General features: G+C 72.2%; 19 protein-coding genes. 13 read left to right on the forward strand and 6 right to left on the reverse strand.

The annotated features are described in order from the left end of the window. Window positions 1-30: 30 nt before the first annotated feature. Window positions 31-2,169, reverse strand: a complete 2,139-nt coding sequence (locus tag WMF42_RS01925) for an HTTM domain-containing protein (protein WP_061612944.1) — start codon at window positions 2,167-2,169, stop codon at window positions 31-33. Between the two features lie 193 nt (window positions 2,170-2,362). Here WMF42_RS01925 and WMF42_RS01930 point away from each other — a divergent pair, with 193 nt between their 5' ends. Next, window positions 2,363-2,626 (forward strand): hypothetical protein, encoded by a 264-nt coding sequence (locus WMF42_RS01930; protein WP_434045228.1) that lies wholly within the window; start codon window positions 2,363-2,365, stop codon window positions 2,624-2,626. Here the strand turns inward: WMF42_RS01930 and WMF42_RS01935 are convergent. Then, complete coding sequence (locus tag WMF42_RS01935; RefSeq protein WP_061608377.1) at window positions 2,587-3,072, reverse strand: hypothetical protein; 486 nt, start codon at window positions 3,070-3,072, stop codon at window positions 2,587-2,589. The genes WMF42_RS01930 and WMF42_RS01935 overlap by 40 nt on opposite strands. Before the next feature lie 57 nt (window positions 3,073-3,129). Continuing rightward, window positions 3,130-3,957 (reverse strand): acetylglutamate kinase, encoded by an 828-nt coding sequence (gene argB, locus WMF42_RS01940; RefSeq protein WP_061608378.1) that lies wholly within the window; start codon window positions 3,955-3,957, stop codon window positions 3,130-3,132. A gap of 203 nt (window positions 3,958-4,160) precedes the next feature. Here argB and WMF42_RS01945 point away from each other — a divergent pair, with 203 nt between their 5' ends. Both WMF42_RS01945 and WMF42_RS01950 read left to right on the forward strand, forming a co-directional pair. After that, entirely contained in the window at window positions 4,161-5,327 is a 1,167-nt protein-coding gene (locus WMF42_RS01945; RefSeq protein WP_437689915.1) for a M20/M25/M40 family metallo-hydrolase, read from the forward strand. Between the two features lie 145 nt (window positions 5,328-5,472). After that, entirely contained in the window at window positions 5,473-6,258 is a 786-nt protein-coding gene (locus WMF42_RS01950; RefSeq protein WP_437689916.1) for a Uma2 family endonuclease, read from the forward strand. 42 nt (window positions 6,259-6,300) lie between these two features. On the opposite strand, the gene WMF42_RS01955 is transcribed toward WMF42_RS01950, so the two are convergent. After that, window positions 6,301-7,548, reverse strand: a complete 1,248-nt coding sequence (locus WMF42_RS01955; RefSeq protein WP_437689917.1) for a class I SAM-dependent rRNA methyltransferase — start codon at window positions 7,546-7,548, stop codon at window positions 6,301-6,303. A 30-nt stretch (window positions 7,549-7,578) separates the two neighbouring features. On the opposite strand from WMF42_RS01955, the gene WMF42_RS01960 reads away from it, so the two are divergent. From WMF42_RS01960 to WMF42_RS02005, 10 genes are all read left to right on the forward strand, one after another. After that, on the forward strand, window positions 7,579-8,652 hold the full coding sequence (locus WMF42_RS01960) for a hypothetical protein (protein ID WP_437689918.1): 1,074 nt from the start codon (window positions 7,579-7,581) through the stop codon (window positions 8,650-8,652). A 551-nt stretch (window positions 8,653-9,203) separates the two neighbouring features. After that, window positions 9,204-10,385 carry an FIST signal transduction protein gene (locus WMF42_RS01965; RefSeq protein WP_437689919.1) on the forward strand — a complete coding sequence of 394 codons (1,182 nt, stop codon included), beginning with the start codon at window positions 9,204-9,206 and terminating at the stop codon, window positions 10,383-10,385. Window positions 10,386-10,411: 26 nt separating this feature from the next. Continuing rightward, a complete protein-coding gene (locus WMF42_RS01970) occupies window positions 10,412-12,283 on the forward strand; it encodes a GAF domain-containing sensor histidine kinase (RefSeq protein WP_061608360.1) in 1,872 nt (623 codons plus the stop codon). A 111-nt stretch (window positions 12,284-12,394) separates the two neighbouring features. Further along, on the forward strand, window positions 12,395-14,362 hold the full coding sequence (locus WMF42_RS01975) for a 4-alpha-glucanotransferase (RefSeq protein ID WP_437689920.1): 1,968 nt from the start codon (window positions 12,395-12,397) through the stop codon (window positions 14,360-14,362). A gap of 325 nt (window positions 14,363-14,687) precedes the next feature. Beyond that, window positions 14,688-15,605 carry a hypothetical protein gene (locus WMF42_RS01980; RefSeq protein WP_061608380.1) on the forward strand — a complete coding sequence of 306 codons (918 nt, stop codon included), beginning with the start codon at window positions 14,688-14,690 and terminating at the stop codon, window positions 15,603-15,605. A gap of 43 nt (window positions 15,606-15,648) precedes the next feature. After that, complete coding sequence (locus tag WMF42_RS01985) at window positions 15,649-16,419, forward strand: thioesterase II family protein (protein WP_061608361.1); 771 nt, start codon at window positions 15,649-15,651, stop codon at window positions 16,417-16,419. Window positions 16,420-16,507: 88 nt separating this feature from the next. Then, the gene (locus tag WMF42_RS01990) at window positions 16,508-18,154 is read left to right on the forward strand and encodes a fumarate hydratase (protein ID WP_199693683.1); all 1,647 of its coding nucleotides are present in this window, start codon (window positions 16,508-16,510) and stop codon (window positions 18,152-18,154) included. A gap of 330 nt (window positions 18,155-18,484) precedes the next feature. Next, on the forward strand, window positions 18,485-18,688 hold the full coding sequence (locus WMF42_RS01995) for a hypothetical protein (protein ID WP_061608363.1): 204 nt from the start codon (window positions 18,485-18,487) through the stop codon (window positions 18,686-18,688). Further along, window positions 18,688-19,629: an alpha/beta fold hydrolase gene (locus tag WMF42_RS02000; protein WP_061608364.1), complete on the forward strand. Its 942-nt coding sequence runs from the start codon at window positions 18,688-18,690 to the stop codon at window positions 19,627-19,629. The genes WMF42_RS01995 and WMF42_RS02000 overlap by 1 nt, the downstream gene beginning before the upstream one ends. A gap of 608 nt (window positions 19,630-20,237) precedes the next feature. After that, a complete protein-coding gene (locus WMF42_RS02005) occupies window positions 20,238-21,791 on the forward strand; it encodes a protein kinase domain-containing protein (protein ID WP_437689921.1) in 1,554 nt (517 codons plus the stop codon). 93 nt (window positions 21,792-21,884) lie between these two features. Here the strand turns inward: WMF42_RS02005 and WMF42_RS02010 are convergent, their stop codons facing one another. Together WMF42_RS02010 and WMF42_RS02015 are read right to left on the reverse strand one after the other, a co-directional pair. Continuing rightward, complete coding sequence (locus tag WMF42_RS02010; RefSeq protein WP_437689922.1) at window positions 21,885-22,520, reverse strand: superoxide dismutase family protein; 636 nt, start codon at window positions 22,518-22,520, stop codon at window positions 21,885-21,887. A gap of 213 nt (window positions 22,521-22,733) precedes the next feature. Continuing rightward, window positions 22,734-23,309: a hypothetical protein gene (locus WMF42_RS02015; protein WP_437689923.1), complete on the reverse strand. Its 576-nt coding sequence runs from the start codon at window positions 23,307-23,309 to the stop codon at window positions 22,734-22,736. Between the last annotated feature and the right edge of the window lie 86 nt (window positions 23,310-23,395).

The raw sequence follows: 23,395 nt of genomic DNA on the forward strand, positions 1-23,395 counted from the left end.
ACGAGGGCGACGTCGGCTGGCGAGGTGCTGCTAGTTCGCCGGGCTCTCGGGCGCCTGCGCCGGCTCGGCCTGCGCGCGCGCCTGCGCCTTCGGGTTGTAGAAGGAGAAGAGCTTCTCGCGCTCCTCCCCGTAGCTCTGCGTGCTGCCCCACTTCGGGTTCCAGTCCTTCACCCAGTACACGTCGCCGGAGACGATCGCGTCCTCGGGCCGGCCCGTCCGCTCGGGGTAGCGGTACATGTACTCCTTCATCGCGTCGCGGTACGCGGTGTTGGCCGGCAGCTTGATGCGCGCGAAGTAGTCGCACCAGATCTGGGTGTACGCGAAGCTCTTCGCGTGCAGGAGGTCGAAGTTCGGCGGCTCGCCCGTGAACGGGTTGACGTGGCGGCCGTCGACCGTGACCGCATCGACGACGATCGTCCCGTCGTCCATCACCGGGTTGGGGGAGAACATGAACCAGCCCTGGAGGAACCGGAGCTTCTGCGCGAGGACCCGCGTCGGCTCGGGGTGCGGCACCTTCCAGCGGTTCTTGATGACCCAGAGCTCGACAGCCGCCTGGTTGACCGCGCCGACGAACATCACGAGGACGCCGATCTCGCGCAGCGCGCCGAGCGCCGTGCGGCCCCAGAGCCGGAGCGGCGCCGGCGGGGGCGCGACCTCCGAGCGCTCCGGGATCCGCGCGCCGAGCGCCCGGCCCAGGCTGCGGCGGTGCGCCGCCGCCATCGCCGCCGTCACCGCGCCGCGCACGCCCGGCAGGCGGATCGCCCACGCCACCGCGGGGCCGAGCGGGATCGCCGCGACGATGTCCGCGAGCGCGTCGGCGCCCGCGGCCAGCGCGCCGTCGGGGCGCCGCACCGACAGCCCGTGCGCCGCGGAGCTCGACGCCTCGAAGGTGAGCAGCCCGAACCGGTCCATCCGCTTCAGGACGCGGCAGGCGAGGACGGCGCCCGGCGAGCGCGGGTCGTAGAGCACGACCCGGGCCCGGTGCACGCGCCGCATCGTGCGCGCGGCGATCTCCCAGTCCTCGCGGCCGAACAAGAGCGTCGACATCACGCAGAGCGCCCACGCGAACGGCCCCAGCACGAACGTCATGCCGAAGCCGATGTGGAGCACGTTCATCATCACCATCGTGAGCCGGCGCGCCCAGGCGCGGCCGACCGGCGCCAGGAGGCACACAGGGATGGCCGCTTCGAAGGCGATCACCATCTTGGTCATGAACAGGATGATGAAGTTCGGCGCGTAGTCGCGGATGTCCGCCACGATGGGCGTCACCATCCGGTCGACGTAGAGCACGTAGTGGATCGCGGTCCCGTTCTTCCAGGCGGGGCCGGTCTTGTGCACCACGTTGAAGAAGTAGATCGCCGCGATCTGGATCAGCAGGACGGGCCCGAGGACGGTGACGTAACTGTCCGGCTTGAGCGGGTCGTCGATCGTGGTGCGGTCGTTCAGATCGGCGGCGGTCCGCTCGCGGCTCCGCTTCATCGAGGCGAGGAGCGCGTCGAGCGAGAAGCGATCGCCCATCGGCAGGAAGCACGTCCAGAGCAGGAGCAGGTTGTGGACGACGTAGCCGCCGTTCTCGATGAGCAGCACGCGCCCGTTCATGCTCGTGACGAACACGAGCGAGAGCACCTGCATGAGCTTCGTCTTCCAGCCGATGAGCAGGCAGACGTAGGTCGCGAAGATCACGACCCAGAGGACCCAGAGCTCGCCCGGCGTCGAGAAGGCGTTGACGAGCGAGAAGTTGCCGCTGCCCTGCGGGCGCCAGAGGTTCACGTGGTTCGGCAGGACGCCGATGTCCGCGAACATGTCGCTCCACGCCCACGAGCGTCGGAACAGGTCGCCGATGAGGAAGAAGCCGAGCAGGATGCGCGTGAAGCCGAGCGTCCGGCGGTCGAACGTGAAGAAGCTGTCCCGGAGGATGTCCCACATCGACGGCCCGGGCGGGCGCGGGGCGGGCGCCTCGTCGGCCTCCTCCGCGTCGTCGTCCCCGGCCGCGGCGTCCTGCGCGTCGTCGTCCCCGGCCGCAGCGCGGTCGTCCGCCGGCGCTTCCTCGCGCGCGCCGGAGCCCTTCGCGGCGGCGGCCTTCCCGCCGGCGCCGCGGCGCTCGGTGGGGTCCTCTTTCCGGAGCGCGCCCTCGAGCTCGCTCTCGTCGCGATCGTCGTTTGCGTTCATAAGGCGTCGAGATCGATCCTGCGCGAGCAGAGCGCTCGCCGCTGTGGTTCCTACCTACCGCAACCGCGCTGGCGCCGCACGAGGCGACCAGGGGCGCGGCGAGCGGGCGCCGGCCGGCGGCGAAGGGCGCGGACCGCGCGGGGCGCTTGATGCGCGCGGCGCGGGGAGGTAACGAGCACACGAGGTGCCCTGGATGCCCGACGCGGAAGAGCGCCTCACGCTCGCGACCTGCGCCTTCGTGGCCGGCTGCACCCTGCTTGCGCCGCGCGAGTGGGTCTCGGCGGGGCTCGCGCTCACGATCGCCGCGGCGCTCTTCGTGTGGCACCTCCGGCTGCGCCGCGGGGCCTCGCCCGGGGGCCCGGCGGCGCAGGCGCAGGGCGCCGCGGGCGCGCCGCGCGCGTCAGGCGAGGCGGGCGCTCAGCCCCGGCTGGGCGACGAGCGGCGCGAGTCCGCCTGAGCGCGCAGCGGCGGGCGGCCGAAGCGGGCGCGCACGCGATCGGCGAAGGCGCGCATCTTCGGCGTCCCGAGGAACCGCCGCTCCATGCGCCGCTTGCCGGGAATGTCGAGGAGCATCACGCCGATCAGGATCACCAGCGCGCCCGGGCCCGGGACGCCGGGCAGCGAGAGCATGACCCCGAGCGCCACCGCGAGGACGCCGAGCAGGTTCTTTCCGATGCGCGCCGACACGCGCATCCAGGCCGGGCGCCCCGGCAGGAAGGGCTCGTCCTCCTGCTTTACCAGGTAGTCCTCGGGCATCCGGACGAGCACGAACGCGACGAGCGCCGTGCCCCCGACGAAGCTGACGAGGGCTACCCCGGCGCCGATCGCGATCTGCTCGCGGTGCTCCAGCGCGAACGACAGCGCTGCCCGGACGGCATCCATCATCGAGGAGGCGAGGAGCATGCGTGAGGCGAGGAGCATACGGCGCGCGGCCGGCCCGGGCGAGGCCGGCCGCGCCGCTCAGGGGACGAGCACGGTGCCGATGGATCCCGGCGCGCTCGCCTCGCGCGCGAGATCGCCCGGGCGCAGGCGGCCGAGGATGTGGATGCGGCGGACGCCCTCTGCCAGCGCGGCGAACGACTCCTCGAGCTTCGGGATCATCCCGCGCGTGACGGCGCCGCTCGCGATGAGGGCGCGCCCCTCGGCGACCGTGAGGCTCGGGATGCGCGAGGCGGGATCGGCGACGTCGCGCAGCACGCCGGGCACGTCGCTCACGAGGAAGAGCCCGGCGGCGCCGAGCTCGACGGCGACCCGGTTGGCGACTGTGTCGGCGTTGATGTTGTAGACCTGCCCGTCCGCGCCCGCGCCGAGGCAGGCGAGCACGGGCAGGTAGCCGCCGCGCCCGAGCAGCTCGAGCAGCGCGCGGTCGACGCCGGTGATGTCGCCGACGAGGCCGAGGTCCACCGGATCGGGCCCCACGCTCGCGTGGACCTTCGGCGGCCGCTTGACGGCCGTGAGGGCTGGCCCGCTGGCGCCGTGGAGCCCGACGGGCCGCGCGCCCGCGGCGAGGAGCGCGGCGCACAGGTCGACGTTGAGCTTGCCGGCGACGACCATCTTCATGACGTCGAGCGTGTCGGCGTCGGTGACGCGCTGGCCCGCGACCTGCCGGACGGGGATGCCGAGCCGCTCCTGCAGCCGGGTGGCCTGCGCGCCGCCGCCGTGGACGACGATCGCGCGCGTGCCCGCGCGGCTGAGCGCGGCGAGGTCGCCGGCGAGGACGGCGAGGGCGGGGCTGCCCACGACCTCGCCGCCGAGCTTGATAACGAGCGGTCCTTCCGACGCTGTCACGGGCGCCTCCGCGCTGCTCTGGAACGTTGCATGCGCGGACACGTACCACTTCTGCCGCGGCCAGGGCAGAGGTCGCCGGCCGCGCCTCGCGCGCGCGACCTGCCGATCGCCGGCCGGCGGCCCGCGGGAGCGCGGTGGCCAGGCGGAACCCTGGGCGCCGGGGCGCGGCGGCGCCCGGGGTTCCGTGGCATGCTGGCGCGGTGATGCAGGCCCTCCGACAGGCGCTCTCCGGTCGCACGGAGCCGATGCTCGCGCTCCTCGAGCGGCTGGTGAACCTCAACTCGTTCACGGACAACCCGCGCGGCGGCGACGCGGTGGGCGAGGTCATCGCCAACGAGCTCTCGACGATCCCCGGCCTCTGCGTGCGGCGGCTCGCCAGCGCGCGCTTCGCGGCGCACTGGGTGGTGGAGAGCGAGGCGGCGAAGGCGTCGCCGGCGGGCCACGTCGCCCTGGTCGGGCACCTCGACACGGTGTTCCCGCCGGGGACCTTCGAGGGCTTCCGCCTGGACGGGGAGCTCGCGCGCGGGCCCGGCGTGCTCGACATGAAGGGCGGGATCGTGGTCGCGATCGAGGCGCTCCGGGCGCTCGAGAAGATCGGCGCGCTGCCCGAGATCCCGGTGCGGCTCGCGATCGTGTCGGACGAGGAGGTCGGGTCGCCGGAGGGGCGCCCGCTGCTCCAGCGCGAGCTCGCGGAGGCGTCGTGCGCGCTCGTGTTCGAGGCAGGGCGCGAGGGGGACAGGATCATCACCGCGCGCCGGGGCACGGGGAACGCCATGGTGAGGGCCACGGGCAAGGCGGCGCACGCCGGCAACGCCCACCAGCAGGGCGCGAACGCGATCTGGGCGCTCGCGCGCTTCATCGACTGGGCGCAGCGGCTCACCGATTACGGGCGGGGGGTGACGGTCAACGTCGGCATGGTGAGCGGCGGGCACGGCAGGAACACGGTGCCCGACGCGGCGGAGGCGGGGGTCGACTTCCGCTTCGTGAGCCGCGCGGACGGCGAGGCGATCATGGCGGCGCTCTCCGCGGCCGCGCACGAGGCGTCCGTCGAGGTGCCCGGCACCGCCGTGCGCGTCGCGTGCGAGATCGCGCGGTCGCCGCTCGTGCGGACCGAGGCGAGCGCCGCGCTCTACCGGGAGTACGCGGCGTGCGCGCGGGCGGCGGGGCTCGGCGACGCCGAGGCGCCGCTCATCGGCGGCGGGTCCGACGCGAGCTCGACGGCGGACATCGGGATCCCGTCGATCGACGGCCTGGGGCCGCGGGGGAGCGGCTTCCACACGAAGGACGAGCTCATCGAGGTGAAGACGCTCGTGCCCAAGGCGGAGGCGCTGGCGGCGTTCCTGCTGGGGCGGCGCGCCGCGGTGAGGTGAACGAGAGCGCGCACGTGTCCGCAAGCGAGCGTCTCGTCGTCCGCCACGCGCAGGGCGAGTCGCCCGGCGCCGAGGCGCCCCCGGGATGCGTTGACGCCCCCGCAAAGCACGTCATGATCGCGACATGTCCGGGGCAACGGCATCGATGGAACTCGCGATTCCGGTGGTCGAGCGGCCCGACATCTCCGGGCTCGTCGTGGAGGACGACACGCCGGTGGACAACCTGCCTTCGGAGAAGCAGCAGCGTCTGCTGACGGAGAGCCTGTACGCGAGCTGGGCCGGGCCGCCCTCGGAGGCGAGCGGAGAGCCTCGCCCGTTCCTCGCAGCGGCGAACGTGGGGCTGTTCGCGTCCGTGAGGCGCCCGCCGCTCGTCCCGGACTTCTTCCTCAGCGTGGATGTCGTGCCGGCTGAGCCCCGGTGGGCGAAGGAGAACCGGACCTATCTCTTCTGGGAGTTCGGCAAGCCGCCCGAGCTCGTCGTCGAGGTCGTGTCGAACCGCGAGGGCGAGGAGCTCGGCAAGAAGCGCCGCGGCTATGCGGCGATGCGCATCCCTTATTACGTGGTCTATGACCCGGCCAGGCACCTCGGGCAGGCGGCGCTGCACGCCTTCGAGCTGCGTGGCGATCTGTATGTGCCGATTCAGCCCTGGTTCGAGACCCTCGGGCTCGGCCTGGTAGAATGGGACGGCGAGTTCGAGGGGATGGGCGGCCCGTGGCTGCGATGGCGCCGGGAGGACGGCGTCGTCCTGCCCACCGGCGCGGAGCGCGCCGAGAGCGAGAGCAGGCGCGCCGAGAGCGAGCGCAAGCGCGCCGAGAGCGAGAGCAGGCGCGCCGAGAGCGAGCGCAAGCGCGCCGAGGACGCGGAAACCCGCGCGCAGCGGCTCGCCGCGCGGCTGCGAGAGCTGGGTGTGGATCCCGACGGCGAGACGTGATCGCCCGCGGCCGCCGCGCTCCTCTCCCGTCGCCGCTCCTCGCTACTCCAGCACCACGAACTTGAGGTAACGCCCCTCCCACCACGCCGGCAGCGTCGGGTGGTCCTCCGGCTGCCCGTGGATCGCTCGGACCCGCAGGTCGTCCCGCTCCAGGGTCGCGTCGTCCAGCGTGGCCAGGAAGTCCTCCGCCGTGATGTGGCTCGAGCACGACGCCGCGCACAGCAGGCCGCCGCGATCGAGCACGCGCGCGACCGCCGTGTGCAGTCGCCGGTAGGCGCCGAGCGCCCGCGGCCTGGCGCGCTCGCTCGGCGCGAAGCTCGGCGGATCGCAGATGATGAGATCGTACCGGTCGCCGCGCGCGCGGGCCTTCTCGAGGAAGTCGAACGCGTCCGCCGTCACGAACTCGTGCGCCGCCGGATCGACGCCGTTCTCCCGGAAGGTGCGCTGCGCCGACGCGTGCGCGGCCGACGCCGAGTCCACGGAGGTGACCCGGCCTGCGCCGCCGAGCGCCGCGGCCACCGAGAAGCCCCCCGCGTAGCTGAACAGGTTCAGGACGCGCCGGCGCCCGGCCGCGAGCGCGCGCACGCGGGCGCGGTTGTCGCGCTGGTCGAGGAACGCCCCCGTCTTCTGCCCGCGCGCGAGGTCGACCTCCATCGCGACCCCCATCTCCCTCACGAACAGGCGATCCGGCAGCGGCGGTCCGTGCAGGTGCGCGAGCTTCTTCCCCTCCGCGTCCCCGCTCGCCGACGACGGCGCGCGCGCGCGCAGGCCGATCGAGCGCACCCCGCGGGCGCCCAGCGCGCGCGCCAGGTGCGGGAGCAGCCGATCGAGCCACGGCGCCAGCATCTCGCCGTCGAGGCGGACCACCGCGGCGCGGTCGTACCTGTCGATGACGAGCGACGGCACGCGGTCCCCCTCGCCGTTGCACAGGCGGTAGGCCGTCGTGTCGCGTCCGGCGAACCAGCCGTCGCGCAGCGCGAAGGCGCGCTCGATCCGCTCCGCGAGGGCGCGCTCGTCGAGCGGCGGCGCCTGCGTGCGCTGGAAGACGCGGACGGCGATCGCCGACTCCGCGTCCCAGAGCCCCCGCCCGAGGAACGGCGCGCCCTCGGCCGACAGCTCGACAACGTCGCCCGTGGCCGCCGCGCCGGCGGCGCGGGGCGCGCGCTCTCCGCGCCGGCGCTCCCCGCGCTGGACGGCGTTCTCGCCGCCGCCCGCGATACCGTCTCGGTACACCCACGGGTGGCCACGGCGGACGGCGGCGGCGGCTGTCGCGGTGAGATGGACCCGCATCGACCCCGCCTAGCACGGTAAGCTCGCAGCGTGCTGCACCGCGTTCGTCCGATCGGCTGGGCCTGCCTCGCGGGGATCCCGCTCGCCGCTGCGGCCGGCTGCACGCAGGACCATGACCTCCTCGGCCGAGATCCGCCGGCCGCGGCGAGCACGTCGGGCGCCGGCGCCGGCTCGGGGGCGACCTCGAGCAGCGCCGCCACCTCCGGCGCGGGCGGCGGCGACGTCGTCGATCCGCCGGGGCCGACGAGGCTCACCGTGGTGAACGGCGTCGCCGACCGCGACGCGGTCCGCTTCTGCTTCCTCGCGTACCCCGACGGCACCGGCGCCGGCGTCGACCCCTGGCCGGGCGCCGGCGAGGGCCTCGAGTTCGCCCGGGCCCAGGTGGTCGAGCCGCTCGGCGCGGTGATCCCCGAGGGGGCGAGCGTGGGCCCTCACGTGATCGCCGGCGATCTCGGCGCGATCGAGGGGCTCGACTGCGCCGAGATCCTCGCGCTCGCCGCCGAGGCCTCTCCCCCGGTCGTGGCCGTGGCGCTCCCCGTCGTGCCGGCGCCTGTGTTCGCCGAGGAGAAGAGCCTGCTCCTCGTCGCCACCGGCTGCCTCGGCGGCGAGGGGCACACCCACGCCCTGGAGAAGCAGGCCTGCGGCGACGCTTACACGATCGACACGCCGACCGCCGGCCTCGTCGCGGTCGCCATGTCGCGGCGGACACGCTTCGACAGGATCGGGCTGCAGGTCGCGCACGCGAGCGCGGCGACCCCGGTCATCGACGTTCACCTCACCCCAGAGCGCTCGTCGGTGAGCGGGGTGATCCTCGCGCAGGAGCTCTCGTACGGGGCGATCTCGCCCTCCCCGCCGTTCACCGGGCTGGCGCGGGCCGATCTCGGCGCGCCCGAGGACGTCGCCGTCCAGGCCTACGACCCCGTCGAGGGCACGACGATGGCCTCGGTGCCGATGCGCGAGATCCTGGCGAACAGCGACGTGGAGGCGACCAGCATCGCGGACGGCCGGGGGTTCGTGCTCGTCGCCGTCGGCGCCGCCCCGGGGACGGAGCGCGGTGGGTTCTGGCAGCCCCACACGTACACGCTGTTGCAGTCGGATCCCTGATCCTGTCTGAACGTCCCGTTGGCGGCGGAGTTCCGTGCTGCGCCGTTCGTCAGCGCTCCAACCGCACCTCGCCCGGCTGCCCCGGCGATTCGCCGTGATTCCGCCTTGGGCATGACGACTCCCGTGCAAGCGCACGCACTCTCGCGTTGCTCGCGTGGTGCGCTGCGTCGTCCGGTGTGCTGGCACCACCCTCATCGCTGCTCAGAGAGCGACAAGGATGCCTCCGACGCGTCTGACGGGCTTGCAGCGCTCGTTGTCTTATTGAAGGATAATGGTTCTGCCCCCACGGTCCCGGGGTTCGCTCTCTCCTCCGCAGCTCTCCTTTGGTAGGCCCGCCGCGGCTTTGTCGGTCCTTCACACCGCGCTCGGCCGGGAAAACCATGAGTCGCTTGAAGGGATGGATCGCCCCGTACGGACGACAAGACAGGAGAACCACGCGCCGTGACGAGCGAGCGAATCTCCAGTATAACGCGAGTGCCTGAATTGTGAGGGGGGAAGAGGATATGACGACACAGCTGTTTATCGGGGCGAGCTCCTCGGCGGATCCAAAGATGGCTGCGGCCGAGTCCGTGGCGGCGGCGCTCCGCGCGTCGGCGCGCCCCGAGCTCGTGGCCTCCCCGCCCGGACCGGCCTTGCAGCCCGGATCGGCGCGCCCCGCCTTCGCGCTCGTCCTTTCGACGGACCAGTACGACGCCGACGCGCTCGCTGCGGCCGTGACGAGCGAGCTGCCCGGGATCCCCTGGGCGGGGTGCTGCACGGCGGGGGTCTTTGCGGGCAGCCGGCTCCTCCGGCAGGGGCTCGTCGTGGGGTTGATCGTGTCGGACGCCGTGCGTGTCGGCGTCGGCGTCGCGCACCCGGTGAGCCAGGACGGACGGCGCGCCGGGGTGCTCGCCGCGTCGCGCGCGCTCGAGGGGTTCCCGTCGTCCGCCGCGCCTGGGTGGAGCCGCGCGCTCATCGTGCTGCCGGACGCGCTCACAGGCAACGCGGCCGACGTCGTGCGCGGCGCGGTCGAGGTCGGCGGGACGGGCGTCGTCTGGGCCGGCGGCGGCGCGGGCGACAACCTCCGCTTCGTGCGCACCGCGCAGTTCGCGGGCGGGCGCGCCTACTCGGACAGCGTCGTCGTCGTCGCGATCGACTCGCCGGCCCGCATGGCCACCGGAATCCGCCACGGCTTCCGGCCCTACGGCCCCCCGACGATGGTCACGCGCGCCGAGGGGACGGTCGTCGCGGAGCTCGAGTTCGAGGGCGCCTTCTCGGTCTACCAGCGCACCGCGCGCGCGCGCGGAGATCAGGTGAACCTCGACGGCTTCGCCACCTTCGCGATGACCCACCCGCTCGGCATCCCGCAGGCCGACGGCGAGCACGTCATCCGCGATCCGCTGCGCGTCGTCACGCCGGGCGGCCTCTACTGCGTCGGCGAGGTCCCGGACGGGTGCCTCATCCGCGTCATGGAGGGCGATCCCATCGGCCTCGTCAGCGCCGCGCGCGAGGCCGCGACCACCGCGCGCGACGCCGTGGCCGGGCCGATCGCCGGCGCGTTCGTGTTCGACTGCATCTCGCGGTGCATGATGCTCGGCGACACGGTGCGCGACGAGCTGACCACCTTCGAGAACGAGCTCGGCCAGAGCGTCCCCGTGATGGGCTGCCTGACGTTCGGCGAGGTGGGCGCGCTGGGCCGGGGGGTACCGCAGTTCCACAACAAGACCGCTGTCGTGCTCGCGCTGGGGGCTTGAGCGTCGGAGCGGCTGGAGCCTTGCCCATGGCGAGCGACGAAGATCACGAGATCCAGGAGGAACGGCTGGCGCTCCTCAGCGTCCTCCAGGAGCTCACGGTCGCAGCGCTCGACCTGTTCGATCCTCGCCAGTCGATGGCGGTCTTCCTGGAGCGGCTCGCCGAGCGGCTGAGCTGCGTCGCGGTGATCGTGCTCGTCGAGCCGACGCCGCTCGCCCCCCGGCTCCTCGACGCCGCGGGGCTGTCGGCGAGCTCGCGCGCCCTGCCCATCCCGCCGCGCGTCACGCCCCCGGCGGCCGCGCCCGGAGGCGAGGGCCAGGGCCTCTGCCTGCCGTTCCCCGAACTCGCGCGGCCCGGGCTCGTGACCTGGCACTTCTCGCTCGAGGGGCAGGGCGACAGCGGCGCTTCCTGCCTCATCCTGTGCTTCGAGGGCGAGCCCCCGTCCGCGCCGCGGTACCGGGGCATGATGCGCCGGCTCGCGGGGACCTTCCGCACGGCGCTCGTGCACCGGCTGCTCTACGCCCGCATGATCGAGAACGAGCGCGAGCGGGCGCGGCACCTCGCCGCCGCCGAGGCGGGGCGCGCGGCGGCGGAGGCGGCGCAGCGCCGCGCCGCGTTCCTCTCGGAGGCGAGCCGGCTGCTCTCCAGCTCGCTGAACTACGAGGCGACCCTCGTGCGCGTCGCGCGCCTGCCGGTCCCGTTCGTCGCGGACTGGTGCATGGTCGACATGATGGAGCGCGAGGCGATGCTCCGGCGCGCTGTCGTCGTCCATGCCGACCCGCAGAAGAGCGAGCTCGCGCGCCTCCTCCAGGGCCAGACGCCGATGGATTCGGTCCTCCCGTCCGGCGTGGCGCGCGTGCTGGAGACGGGCGAGGCGGTGCTCTGCGAGGTGGCGGGCGCGCCCGCCGCTGCGGAGCGAGGGCTGGACGCGCGCGACAGCGACCCGCCCGTGTCGGCCAGCGAGGCGCTCCTCAAGGAGCTCGGCCTGCGGCGCTACATCGCCGTGCCGCTCGTCACCCGCGGCACCATGCTCGGCGTGCTCACGATCGCCTCGGGCCGCGACGATCTGCTGTACGGCGCCGAGGACCGGGCCCTCGCCGAGGAGCTCGGGCGGCGGGCCGCGCTCGCGATCGACAACGCGCGGCTCTACGAGAGCGCGCAGCGGGCGATCCGCGCCCGGGAGGAGCTCGTGGCGGTCGTGTCGCACGACCTCAAGAGCCCGCTCGCGACCATCGTCATGAACACGAGCCTCCTGCGCCGGAAGCTGCCGAGCTCGGACGAGGCGGCCGACCTCCGGCGCCCCGTCGAGCGCATCCAGAAGTCGGCCGATCGCATGAACCGCCTCATCCGCGATCTGCTCGACCTGGCGAAGCTCGACGGCGGCCACATCTCGATCCAGCCGGCGCCGCACGACGTCCCTGGCCTGCTGAGCGACGCCATCGAGATCCTGCGGGAGGAGGCGGCCGAGAAATCGCTGCGCATCGAGCAGGGCGTCGAGCAGGGCGTCGACCGGGCGCTCTGCGACCGCGAGCGGGTCCTGCAGGTGATCGCGAACATCGTCGGCAACGCGATCAAGTTCACGCCCGCGGGCGGCGAGGTCGCGCTCCGCGCCCAGCCGTGGGGCAGGGAGGTGCTCGTCTCGGTGCGCGACACAGGCCCGGGCATCCCGGAGGATCAGCGGGCGCGCATCTTCGAGCGCTACTGGCAGGCGAAGGAGACCGCCCACAAGGGCACGGGGCTCGGCCTCTCGATCGCGAAGGCGCTCGTCGAGGTCCACGGCGGGCGGATCTGGGTCGAGAGCAAGGTCGGCGAGGGGAGCACGTTCTTCTTCACGCTCCCGATGGTGGGCGCCGCCGGGGCGACCTCGGGCGTCGCGGCGGGCACGCGCCTCGGGGCCTGACGGCTTCGATCGGGGTCCGCCGTACAGCGGCGTAGTCACGCCACTGAGACAGAAATGTCCCTTGTTCTCGCGTCTTGGCGGGCCGATCCGTTCATCGCTATACCTACCGCGATGAACGACGTCGGGAACGACAAGGGCGACGTGACGCCGGCCCAGGCTCGAGAGGGCGAGGACGAGGGGGAGCTCGTCAGGGCCGCATTGCAGCTCCTGGGCATCCGCAACCTGGTGCTCGCGATCCACGATCCGAGCTTCCCGTCGGAGGACGCGGAGGACACCGGGCGCGGGTCCCCGTACACCGAGGGGGGTCGCCGGTTCCTCCGGTTCGCGCGCGATCTCGGGTTCAACGGCATCCAGCTCGGCCCTCAGGGGGAGACGTCGGCCGACAACGCATCTCCGTACGACGGCACCATCTTCTCGCGGAGCACGCTGTCGATCGCGCTCGCCCGGCTGACGGAGGACGGCCCGTGGGGCGCGCTGCTCCGCCCCGGAACGGTGACGGAGATCGTCGCCGGCAAGCCCGGCGGCCACGACGGCCGCGCGCAGCACGGCTACGCGTACCGCGCGCAGCGCGCCGCGCTCCGGGAGGCGTTCGCGTCGTACGTCGACCGGCGCAAGCGCGGCGAGCTCGACGACCTCGCCGGCCGCCTCGCCGCGTTCAGGAAGCGGAACGCCGCGTGGATCGAGCGGGACGCGCTCTACGGCCCCCTCTGCGACGAGCACCGGAGCGGCTGGTTCCACGGCTGGACCGGCGCGCCGGATCTCGATCGGCGCCTCTTCGCGCCCGGCCCCGGCGAGGTGGTCGCCTGCGAGGAGCGCAGCCGGGAGCTCCTCGAGCGGCACCGCGACGACGTCGACTTCTACGCCTTCTGCCAGCTCCTCGCGCACGAGCAGCACGCGGCGCTCCGGGGCGTGACGGCCGCGCTCGGGCTCAAGCTCTATGGCGACCTGCAGATCGGTTATTCGCCCCAGGATGCCTGGGCCCATCAATCGGTCTTCCTGAAGGGCTATCTCATGGGGGCTCCGCCGAGCCGGACCAACCCGGAGGGCCAGGTGTGGAACTACCCTGTCCTGGATCCGGCCCAGTACGCGGACGCCTCCTCCGGCGCGCTCGCGCTCGTGCGGGCCCGGATGGACAAGATGTTCGACGAGTTCGACGGGGTGCGCCTCGATCACCCGCACGGCCTCGTCTGCCCCTGGGTCCACGTCGCCGACGCCCCCGATCCGCTCCGCGCGGTCCAGGGCGGCGCGCGGCTCTTCTCGTCGCCCGATCTGCCGGATCACCCGCTGCTCGCCCGCTACGCCATCGTCTCTCCCGCGCAGCTCAACCGCGGTGTACCCCGGTATGCCGACGACTGGGTCTCCTCGCTGACGCCGGAGCAGGTCGGGCGCTACAGCGTGATCTTCGACACGATCGCGAGCTGCGCCGAGGCCCGCGGGCGCGCGACGACCGACATCGTGTGCGAGGTGCTGAGCACGCTCCCGTTCCCGCTCCGGGCCGTGCTCGAGCGGCACGGGCTCGGGCGCTTCCGGGTCACGCAGAAGGCCGATCTCGACAACCCGAAGGACGTCTATCGCAGCGAGAACGCCGGGCCCTCCGACTGGATCATGGTGGGGACCCACGACACGCCGCCGCTCTGGAGGCTGCTCGACGCGTGGGAGCGGAGCGGCGCGCTGGAGCGGCAGGCGGCGTACCTGGCCTCGCGCCTCGCGCCCTCGCCGGCCGAGGAGGGCGCGATGGCGCGCGCGCTCGCGTCCGACCCGCGCGCGCTCGCGCAGGCCAAGTTCGCCGACCTCTTCGCGAGCCAGGCGGCGAACGTGATGATCTTCTTCTCCGATCTGCTCGGGCTGAAGGAGATCTACAACGCTCCCGGGACGATGGGTGACCACAACTGGTCGCTGCGGGTGCCTCGCGATTACGAGCGGTCGTATCCGGAGATGCGCGCGCGCGGCGCGGCGCTGGATCTGCCGCGCGTGCTCGCGCTCGCGCTGCGCGCGCGGGGCGGCGCGGAGTCGGAGGAGCGCCGCAATCTCGCCGCACGGCTCGAGCGCCGCGCCGGCGCGGCGCGCAGCCAGCGCTGACCGTCGCCAGAGCGAACGGTAACGACGCGCCTCGACCGCCGCGGTCTGCGCGCGCGGGCGGGCGCCGGGGCCTCCGGCGCGCTCTGGCCGGTCCGCGCGACGCGGGGCGTCGCAGGGGCTCAGCGGTCAAAAAGCTTGCATCCAGGGCGCTCGGGCTGCATTGATCCGAGCGAGCGCCGCGGTTCATGGGGCCTCGCCCGTGCGGCGCGGCGGCGCTGGCGACCGTGCGACAAGGTGGTCAATCGCCCGCGCATCCCTCGAGTCCAGTACGAGATGGGAGACACAGGTGAGCACGACCAAAGCGTCTCTTGGTACCTTGTTCCTCATGCTCTCCCTGGCCGCGCCTGCGCTCGCGCAAGAGGCGGCGCCGCGGCAGCCCATCACGGACAAGACGAAGGAGCGTTGGGCGAAGAGCCAGGGAGGCCGGTTCGGATTCGAGATCGACGTCCTCAGCTCGTCGTACCAGACGCAGCTCGCCGAGGTGGGCGCAGATCCCGATGAGGTCGAGGTCACGGAGTCCGAGCGGCTCGGCGTCGCCATCACCGCCTCCACGCAGTACAAGCTCTTCGCGGGTCTCCACCTCGACGCGGAGATGCCGTTCGCCTACGGCGATGTCGCGGGCCCCCAGTCCACGGACCTGTTCGGCCAGCGATTCACGAGCGCCGCGCGCCACAGCAAGTTCTTCCTCGGCAATCCCACGTTCGGCCTCCATTACGCTGGCAACCTGCTGCCCAACCTCGCGCTCTTCGGCGGCATCGGCCTGACGGTCCCGCTCCACCCGCACCCGGGCAGGAGCCTCGAGGTCGCGGCGGTGGCGAACTTCCCCGCGCGTGCCTACTTCGATGCGCAGCGCGTGCTGCTCGGGCACTGGGCTTTCCGGGCGCGCGTCGGGACCGAGATCCACTTCGGCAAGATGCTGTTCCTCACCCACGACGTGGCGACTCAGGTCTTCCTCCCGACCCGGGAAGGCGACATGACGAAGTCCGTGATCGAGCAGGGCAACGAGATCGAGTTTCGCCCGTTCGGGGGCTTCGGCCTCGGCATGCGCCTCCAGGCGGCGTTCCCCCTCTCTTCCAGCAACTCGGCCCAGCTCGCGGCGGAGCCGTTCATCGCCTGGGAGCCTCTCGTGAAGGGCTCGTTCACGCGCGTCGGCGCGCTGGTCGCGCTGGACGACGACCTCGGCTTCGGCCTCGATCGGGGAAAGGTCGCCACCATCCGCGTGGCCCTCGGCAGCAAGTGGTAGGGAGGCGGGCGCGGCAGCGGCGAGCTACGCTGAGCGCAACCCCATGACCACCCCCTCGACCTCCGACGCCTGGGTCGGCTGCCCGCGGCCGAACCCCGCTTCCCGCCTCCGCCTCTTCTGCTTTCCCTATGCGGGCGGCGGCGCGTCGATCTACAGCGCCTGGTGGCGCGAGCTCCCCGCGCACACGGAGCTCTGCGCGATCAAGCTCCCCGGCCGGGAGGCGCGCCTCAGCGAGCCGCCGTTCGAGCGCCTCACGCCGCTCGTGCAGGCCCTCGCGACAGCGCTCGACGGCTGGCTCGCGAAGCCGTTCGCGTTCTACGGCCACAGCCTCGGCGCGCTGGTGAGCTTCGAGCTCGCGCGCGAGCTGCGCCGCCGGGGCGCTCCGCTCCCGCGCCACCTGTTCGTCTCGGGGCGGCGCGCGCCCCACCAGCCCATCTCTGCTCCGCTCCACGGCCTGCCGGACGACGCGTTCCTGGCGTGGCTCCGCCGCATGGGGGGCACGCCCGAGGAGGTCCTGCGCGAGCCGGATCTCCTCGCGCTCTTCCTGCCCGTCCTCCGCGCGGACGTGGCCGTCAACGAGGCCGAGCCGTTCGTCCCCGGGCCCCCGCTCGACTGCCCGATCTCGGCCTTCGGGGGCGACGACGACGAGCGCGCGAGCCCCGCCGATATCGAGGCATGGCGCGAGCTCACGCGCGGGCCCTTCCGGGCCGAGGTGTTCCCCGGCGGGCACTTCTTCCTGCGGACCGCCCGCGCGCCGCTCCTGCGGTCGATTTCAGCCGTGCTCGACGACGTCGCGCGCGATCTCCCCGCCTGACAGCCGGCGCCGGGCGGGTGTTGAGCCCGGGCCCGGAGCCATGCAAAGAAGGGGGACCCGCAGCCTCCCTGCCCCGGAGACCCGAACGATGACCGAATTTCAGTACCAGGACATGCTGCCCCTCGGCCATGACGAGACCCCGTACCGCCTCGTCAGCCGCGACCATGTCTCCACCTTCGAGGCCGCTGGCTCGACCTTCCTCAAGGTCGAGCCGGAGGGGCTCACCCTGCTCGCGCGCGAGGCGATGCGCGACATCGCCCACCTCCTCCGGCCCGGCCACCTCGCGCAGCTCGCGCGGATCCTCGACGACCCCGAGGCCTCCTCGAACGACCGCTTCGTCGCCCTCGAGCTCCTCAAGAACGCGAGCATCGCCGCGGGGGGTGTGCTCCCGTCGTGCCAGGACACCGGCACGGCCATCGTCGTGGGCAAGAAGGGCCAGCTCGTCTTCACCGGCGGCGGCGACGAGGCCGCGATCGCGCGCGGCGTCTTCGAGACCTACCGCGCGCAGAACCTCCGCTACTCGCAGCTCGCGCCGCTCGACATGTACAGGGAGGTCAACACGAACGACAACCTCCCTGCGCAGATCGAGCTCTTCGCGACCGACGGCGACGCCTACAAGTTCCTCTTCATGGCGAAGGGCGGCGGCTCCGCGAACAAGAGCTATCTTTACCAGGAGACCAAGGCGCTCCTGAACCCCGAGAGCCTGCTCTCCTTCCTGGAGGCGAAGCTCCGCGCGCTCGGCACGGCGGCGTGTCCGCCGTACCACCTCGCGATCGTCGTCGGCGGCACCTCGGCCGAGTACACGCTCAAGGCCGCGAAGCTCGCCTCGGCGCGTTACCTCGACACGCTCCCTGCCGAGGGCAACGCGCGTGGCCGCGGCTTCCGCGATCGCGATCTCGAGCAGAAGGTCCTCGAGCTCGCGCAGCGCACCGGGATCGGCGCCCAGTTCGGGGGCAAGTACTTCTGCCACGACGTGCGGGTCATCCGCCTGCCGCGCCACGGCGCCTCGTGCCCGGTGGGCATCGCCGTCTCCTGCTCCGCGGACCGGCAGGCGCTCGGCAAGATCACGCGCGAGGGCATCTTCCTCGAGCAGCTCGAGAGCGACCCCGCGAGGTACCTGCCTGACCCCACGGAGGCGGATCTCGGGGGCGAGGTCGTGAAGCTCGATCTCCGCCGCCCGATGAGCGAGATCCGGGCCGAGCTCTCGAAGTACCCGATCCGGACGCGGCTCTCGCTGACCGGGCCCATGATCGTCGCGCGCGACATCGCGCACGCGAAGATCAAGGAGCGGCTCGACCGCGGCGAAGGCATGCCGAGCTACATGCAGGAGTTCATGGTCTACTACGCCGGGCCCGCGAAGACGCCGGCGGGCTACGCCTCCGGCTCGTTCGGGCCCACCACGGCCGGCCGCATGGACGCGTACGTCGATCTCTTCCAGGCGAGCGGCGGCAGCTACGTCATGCTCGCCAAGGGCAACCGCTCCCCCGCGGTCACCGCGGCCTGCAAGAAGCACGGCGGCTTCTACCTCGGCTCGATCGGCGGTCCGGCCGCGCGCCTCGCCAAGGACTGCATCAAGAAGGTCGAGGTCCTCGAGTACCCCGAGCTCGGCATGGAGGCGGTCTGGAAGATCGAGGTCGAGGATTTCCCGGCCTTCATCGTGGTGGACGACAAGGGCAACGATTTCTTCGCCGACATCAACAAGCCCTCTGGCCGCAAGCTCGACGTCGCAGGCTGATCGCCGGCATCCGATCGGGCGTGGAGAGCTCACGTCCGTTCGTCCGTGACACGGCGGGCGAGCTGAGAAAGACGCACTTCCCGCTACAAACATCCCCTGAGGCGAAGCGTCACGCCTGGGGCGTGTTTGCTCCTGCTCAGCTCGATATTTGCTCCACGAGAGTCTCTGCGGCGGCGATCTGGTGAGGCACGGTCCGTGCTCTTGGGCTCCTGCGAAAGGAGCTGAGCAATGACAGTTCGACCTGAGCGCACCGTGCCCCATGGCCAGCCTGAGCCCGGACACCACCGTTTCGAGGATCGGCACGGTGGACCGGACGGGGCTCGTCATCCCATGGAAGAGGAGCGCCTCGAGAGGCTGGTGCGCGCCGCGCAGGAGGTCTCGGATCAAGCAGCGCGCGACAGGCGCGGCGAGCCTGGTCAGGATGGACCGGCCGACCACGGCCGCGTCGACTCTCGACCGGCTCCGAGGACCGCCAGCATCGCTGACATCGAGCGCGCGGACTACGAGGGGATGCTCTCCCCGGAGGAGACGTGATGGGCGCGCGCGCGATGAGCCTCGATGCGGTCGTCGGACGGTTCGCGCCGAGCGTGCTCCGCAAGGCGGAGCGCGCCCCCCTGGCCCCTGCGCTCGACGCGGAGATCCGCCACGTCGACACGTGGAGCGCAGGGCGCCTGGCGTACTACGTGGACACGCGCGCCACGGGGCGCCCGGTCGTCCTCCTGCATGCGATCGACGCGGCCGCCTCGTCGAAGGAGGTGGCTCCCCTGTTCGACGCGCTCCGCGCGGAGCGGCCCGTCTATGCGCTCGATCTCCCGGGGTTCGGGCTCTCGGAGCGCACCGATCGCGCTTACGATCGTGAGCTCTACCGCGCCGCCGTGCGCCGGTTCCTCACGGACGTGGTGCGCGAGCCGGGCGGCGCCGACGTCATCGCGCTGTCCCTCTCCTCGGAGTTCGCCGCCGCCGTCGCCTGCGAGGAGATGAGCCTCGTCCACAGCCTCGTGCTCGTCTCCCCCACGGGGCTCGGCCGCGAGGCGCCCGGCGCGAGCGTCGTCCTCCGGGCGATCTCGCATGTCCCTCACGTCGCCGAGGCGCTCTTCCGCGTGCTCGCCACGCCGTCGAGCATCCGCTGGTTCCTGAAGAAGAACTTCGTCGGCGCGCCGGATCCCGGCCTCGTCGACTACGCTATCCGCACGTCGAAGGAGCCTGGCGCCCACCGCGCCCCCCTCGCGTTCATCGCCGGCGACCTGTTCACCGAGGACGCGTTCCAGCGTCTCTATGCGCGTCTGCCCGTCCCCACCCTGGTCCTCTACGATCGCGACCCCCACGCGCGCTTCGACCGTCTCGACGAGCTCGCGCAGCAGAACGCGCGCGTCGAGGTCGCTCGCGTCTCCCCGACGCGGGGTCTCCCGCACTTCGAGCAGCTCGATGCCACGCTCGAGGTCGTGCGCAGGTTCTGGACGCAGGACCCCTGGTAGATCCCCTACAGCAGAGCGACCCTGGCGGCGCTCAGGCTCCGCGCAGGGCGGATACCGCGTCAGACGGCGAGCCGACCCTCGGTCGCCGGCAGTCGGCGTGTGGGCGCCATCACCGACATGCCCCATGGTCTCGTGGGGCCGGCCCGTGCTGGCATCCCCGCCGGACCCGTGCGGCCCGGCTTGCGTCGCACATTCCCGTCACCGCGCTCGGGGCCGTCGGTGTACAATGACAGTGTGGCCGCTCAACTGGCATGTTGGCACGGTTACCGTGTGCGCACGGCCACAGGCCGGAGACCTCGCTCCAGCCGAGTTTGTCAGCGCGCCAACATTCACTCCCGTCGACCTGGCGGCTCGTCGCCCCTGCCAGGTGCGTATTCATCGGCCGATGAAGCGCTGCGCCAGGATGCCGCGTCGCGCCACCCACGTGTCGGGTGCGCAAGTGTTTCCGAGCGTAAAAGTCTTTGCAAACTTCAGGTCAACGGAGTAGTTAAGCTCTTATAGCGGGGGATGTCGTGAATGCAGGCGGGCAAATCATCTCTGCGAACAAGCAAGCGAGTAACAGCTTGCTTGGTAGATACCGCCTAGTTGCAAAATTAGGCCGCGGTGGGATGGCGGACGTGTTCCTCGCCGTTTCCCGCGGGCCCGGGTCGTTCAACAAGCTCGTTGTCGTGAAGTGCCTCCGCGTCGGCATGGCGGAGGACCCTCGCTACGTCCTGATGTTCCTGGACGAGGCGAAGCTGTCGGCACGGCTCAACCACCCGAACGTCATCCAGACCTACGAGATCGGCGGCGAGAGCGGCGGGTACTTCATCGTCATGGAGTACCTGGAGGGCCAGCCGCTCAAGGACATCGTGCGGGCGGTCGTGAGCGGCTGTGCCGGCGCCAGCAACTTCACGCGCGCGGCGTGGGTCCGGGTCATCGCCGAGACGCTGCGTGGCCTTCATTACGCGCACGAGCTCACGGATTTCGACGGCCGGCTGCTCGGCATCGTCCATCGCGACGTCTCGCCGCACAACATCTTCGTCACGTACGACGGCGCGGTGAAGATCGTCGATTTCGGCGTCGCGAAGGCGTCGCTCAACGCGGCGCACACCGAGAACGGCACCTTCAAGGGCAAGATGGCGTACGCCGCGCCCGAGCAGGCGATGGCGAGCGAGGACGTCGACCGACGGGCCGACCTCTTCGCGATCGGCATCGTGCTCTGGGAGCTCCTGGCGATGCGCCGGCTGTTCGATGGCGATCATGTCGCCGTGATGCACCAGCTCCTCACGCGGGACATCCCCCGGCTCTCCACGGTGGTGCCGGACATCGACCCGGCGCTCGACGAGATCGTGGCGAAGGCGCTCCAGCGCGACCCCGCGCGGCGGTTCGCCACCGCGCAGGAGATGGGCGACGCGCTGGAGAGCTACCTCCTGGTCTCGGGCGAGGACGTCCGGAAGGAGCAGCTCGGCGTGTACGTGCTCGAGATGTTCGCGGAGAGCAGGGCGCTCGTGCGCCAGCAGGTCACCGCGCAGTTCGAGTACCTGAGCTCGCTGGACGTCACCGGCGACATCCAGCGCGCCTCCATGATCAGCGATTTCCCTCGCGCGTCGATGGTCATGGGGATGAACCGCTCGATGTGGCCCTCTGCGACCGGGCTGCCGGTCCTCACCGAGCACAGCACCCCTGGCCTGCCTCAGTACGAGCAGCCGGCGGCCGATCCCGACAGCCTGGGCGCGACGGTGGGGCGCCCCTCGCCCTGGCGGCAGCGCGGGTACCTGTTCACCGCGCTCGGCGCGGCGGCGCTGCTGGGCGCGGGGGCCGTCGCGATGGCGCAGCGGGGCACCTTGCCGGATGGCGGCTCCGTGCAGGCGTCGGACGTCGTGCCCGCGACGACGGCGTGGGCTCCTCCGACGGCATCGGCCTCTCTCGAGAGCGCTGGCCCGAAGGCGAAGGTCACCATCAAGAGCGAGCCGTCCGACGCCAAGGTGACGTGGAACGGGACGGAGCTCGGCAAGACGCCGCTCAGCATCGAGCTTCCCACGGGGATGCAGGTCGTCGTTGTGTCGAGGGCCGGGTCCTTCGACGAGTCGCTGTTCCTGCAGCTCGCCGCGTCGGACGCCGTCGAGCGCACGGTCACGCTCCGACCCCAGGAGATCACGCCGGGCGCGACGTCTCGCTAGCCCGTCGGACGAACGTCGCGAGCGGCCCGATCCGGGGGAGTTGTCGCGCCCCGCCCGAGGCTCGGACGGGGCGCGCGGATGCCGTGCGGAGGGTTACTCCAGCTCGATGAGACCGCAGCCGATGCGGCCGCCCGCGCTCGGATCGGCCGCGGCGTGAACGACGATCGAGTACTTCGTCACGTCGGTGCTGGCGCCGTCGCCCACGGTCCAGATGTCGGTGCCGCGCGTGACCGTGTGCGTGCCCTCGCCGCTCGCGTCACACGTGAAGCTGCCGAGCCCCTCCCCGTTGGGGATCCAGTGGCCGCCCGCAGCGTCAGCGTTGTCCTCGCAGCTCTTGTTCTCGTGCAGATGAGCCGAGTGCTCGCCTTCGGGGCAGCCGGACACCGTGATGGTGAGCGTCACCTCGTCTCCGTTCTGCGTGAAGGTCGCGGTCCCTTCCAGCTCGCCCGAGCTCGTCGCCTCGAGCGCCGCCTCGGCGCGCGCGGAGGCGCCGCCGCCGTTCCCGCCTCCACCGCCGCCGTTCCCGCCTCCACCGTCGCCGCTGCTCCCTCCATCGCCGCCGCCGCTCCCCGACGCGCTCGTGGAGGCATCACCGCCGCCTCCTGAGCCGCTCGTGGACGAGGTGCTGGTGGTGCTGGATCCACCGGGGGAGTCGCCGTCGTCTCCGCACGCCGTCAAGAGAGCGCTGGCGCCAAAAGCGAGCAACGAGAGCTTCAACCACCGTGACATAAGTCTCCTTTCCTCGGCGCGACCCGAGCGGGCAAGCAGTTGCCCGCTGGACGCGGCCAGGTCATCGAGCGCAGGAGTATGTCCCAAGACGGCGTGTATCCAAACAGCTCCGCAACAAAAAGCACACCCGCAGCGTCGAGCCGGTGGTGCGAATCTGATTACGCTCGACAAGGAAGGCCGCTGCGCGCGGCGCCTCGCGCGCGCCGTGCGGGGCTATCGAGGCGTGAGCGCTGGAGCGGTCGACGCTGCCCTGGAGGCGAGGCGCTCGTGTTCTCGACCAAGCCATTCAAGGAAATCCTGATTCCAGGGAGGGCCGTCAGGCCAGCCCTCACGGATGCGGGCGGCGAGCTCGAGATCCCATCTCCCATAGAGATCCACGAGCGCGTCGTGTGCCGTGCGGCCCGCCAGCGCTTCAGGATTGCCGCTGGGCTCGCCGCCGTGCGCGAACGCGTCGTCGCACACGTAGTAATTGCATGTCGCCGCGCGCCGCTCTGGCGGGATGGTGCAGCCCTCGTGACCGTGGAAAGCGCACCTCTTCGGCAGCGCACGACCGTCGCTGTCCCGGGGCTCCACGCGGAGCATGAGCAGGCCGCGCTGGCCAGGGCGCAGGCTGCCGCCCGCCATCTGCTCCAACAACCAGCCTGCGCCGCCCAGCGACACGATTCTCCCGATGTCCGACCACTCGACCCCTGGCGGGCTGGCGCAGCAGCCGGTCGACCCCTGCGGACAGGCGCCGCACAACGTCGAGTGCACCCTCGTGTTCGCGCCTGCGAGCTCCAGCCGGATCATCGCCCCTCCGGCGCTCCAGGATAACGACGCCGCCCGAGCCGTCCAGCGACCGATCCCGGCCCTTCAGCTCGGCTCACCGCGACAGC

The organism is Sorangium sp. So ce176 (assembly GCF_051519835.1).
GTDB lineage: Bacteria > Myxococcota_A > Polyangia > Polyangiales > Polyangiaceae > Sorangium > Sorangium cellulosum_G.

What these genes read in the sequence shown, in the direction of transcription:
- WMF42_RS01925 (WP_061612944.1), bottom strand. Translation starts at nt 2,169, where the DNA reads ATGAACGCAAACGACGATCGCGACGAGAGCGAGCTCGAGGGCGCGCTC.
- WMF42_RS01930 (WP_434045228.1), top strand. Translation starts at nt 2,363, where the DNA reads ATGCCCGACGCGGAAGAGCGCCTCACGCTCGCGACCTGCGCCTTCGTG.
- WMF42_RS01935 (WP_061608377.1), bottom strand. Translation starts at nt 3,072, where the DNA reads ATGCTCCTCGCCTCCTCGATGATGGATGCCGTCCGGGCAGCGCTGTCG.
- WMF42_RS01945 (WP_437689915.1), top strand. Translation starts at nt 4,161, where the DNA reads ATGCAGGCCCTCCGACAGGCGCTCTCCGGTCGCACGGAGCCGATGCTC.
- WMF42_RS01950 (WP_437689916.1), top strand. Translation starts at nt 5,473, where the DNA reads ATGGAACTCGCGATTCCGGTGGTCGAGCGGCCCGACATCTCCGGGCTC.
- WMF42_RS01955 (WP_437689917.1), bottom strand. Translation starts at nt 7,548, where the DNA reads ATGCGGGTCCATCTCACCGCGACAGCCGCCGCCGCCGTCCGCCGTGGC.
- WMF42_RS01965 (WP_437689919.1), top strand. Translation starts at nt 9,204, where the DNA reads ATGGCTGCGGCCGAGTCCGTGGCGGCGGCGCTCCGCGCGTCGGCGCGC.
- WMF42_RS01970 (WP_061608360.1), top strand. Translation starts at nt 10,412, where the DNA reads ATGGCGAGCGACGAAGATCACGAGATCCAGGAGGAACGGCTGGCGCTC.
- WMF42_RS01975 (WP_437689920.1), top strand. Translation starts at nt 12,395, where the DNA reads ATGAACGACGTCGGGAACGACAAGGGCGACGTGACGCCGGCCCAGGCT.
- WMF42_RS01980 (WP_061608380.1), top strand. Translation starts at nt 14,688, where the DNA reads ATGCTCTCCCTGGCCGCGCCTGCGCTCGCGCAAGAGGCGGCGCCGCGG.
- WMF42_RS01985 (WP_061608361.1), top strand. Translation starts at nt 15,649, where the DNA reads ATGACCACCCCCTCGACCTCCGACGCCTGGGTCGGCTGCCCGCGGCCG.
- WMF42_RS01990 (WP_199693683.1), top strand. Translation starts at nt 16,508, where the DNA reads ATGACCGAATTTCAGTACCAGGACATGCTGCCCCTCGGCCATGACGAG.
- WMF42_RS01995 (WP_061608363.1), top strand. Translation starts at nt 18,485, where the DNA reads ATGGAAGAGGAGCGCCTCGAGAGGCTGGTGCGCGCCGCGCAGGAGGTC.
- WMF42_RS02000 (WP_061608364.1), top strand. Translation starts at nt 18,688, where the DNA reads ATGGGCGCGCGCGCGATGAGCCTCGATGCGGTCGTCGGACGGTTCGCG.
- WMF42_RS02005 (WP_437689921.1), top strand. Translation starts at nt 20,238, where the DNA reads ATGGCGGACGTGTTCCTCGCCGTTTCCCGCGGGCCCGGGTCGTTCAAC.
- WMF42_RS02010 (WP_437689922.1), bottom strand. Translation starts at nt 22,520, where the DNA reads ATGTCACGGTGGTTGAAGCTCTCGTTGCTCGCTTTTGGCGCCAGCGCT.
- WMF42_RS02015 (WP_437689923.1), bottom strand. Translation starts at nt 23,309, where the DNA reads ATGATCCGGCTGGAGCTCGCAGGCGCGAACACGAGGGTGCACTCGACG.